The sequence below is a fragment of the Streptomyces parvus genome (genome assembly GCF_014648875.1).
In the GTDB taxonomy this organism is placed as follows: Bacteria; Actinomycetota; Actinomycetes; order Streptomycetales; family Streptomycetaceae; genus Streptomyces; species Streptomyces parvus.
In genome coordinates this window covers 1-743 of record NZ_BMRY01000049.1, presented here as the reverse complement: position 1 = coordinate 743, position 743 = coordinate 1, and the positions used below count along the sequence as shown (strand labels likewise).

Here is a 743-nt window from a genome sequence, read left to right as displayed (position 1 = left end):
GGTGTCGTCGTCGGGTGTCCAGGGGTGGGTGGGGGTGTGGGTGAGGGGGTGGGTGGTGGTTCCGGTTTTGTAGAGGGTGGTGTCGTAGCGGTAGCGGGTGAGTTCGTTGTGGTGGGTGCCGCGTTTGAGTTGGAGGTCGGTGCCGGTGATGTCGGGGAGGTGGTGGGTGAGGGCGGTGAAGTATTCGGGGTCGATGAGGAGTTCTTTTTCGAGTACGAGGCTTTGTTCGGTGGCGCGTCGGATGGCGGGGGTGTCGGTGGGGTCGTCGGCGCGGGCGGTTTGGACTGCGGTGGTGAAGGTGCGCAGGAGTCGGGGGTGGCGGATGTCGCCGATGAAGAGTGCTCCGCCGGGGGTGAGGAGTTCGAGGGCTTGTCGGATGACGTGGAGGAGGTAGTCGGCGTTGGGGAAGTACTGCACGACGGAGTTGAGGATGATGGTGTCGAAGTGGTTCTTCTTGAGGTCGCCGTGTTCGTGTGCGGCTTGGGTGCGGAGGGTGACTTTTTCGGTGAGGTGGGGGTCGGCTTCTATGTGGTGTCGTAGGTCTTCGATGACGGTCGGGGAGAAGTCGGTTCCCCAGTATTCGTCGCAGTCCGGTGCGATTTTGGCGAGCAGGAGGCCGGTGCCGACGCCGATTTCCAGGACGCGTCGTGGGTGGAGTGCTTTGATGCGGTCGACGGTGCTGTCGCGCCATTCCCGCATGTCTTCCAGTGGGATGGGCTGCCCGTCGTAACTGCTGTTCCAGC

Annotated in this window: 1 protein-coding gene; it reads right to left on the bottom strand. The window is 63.3% G+C overall.

The window, feature by feature from the left end; all coding sequences use genetic code 11:
- Positions 1–743 (bottom strand): class I SAM-dependent methyltransferase (locus IE140_RS35740; RefSeq protein WP_189461116.1); only part of this gene is annotated, 743 nt, incomplete at both ends.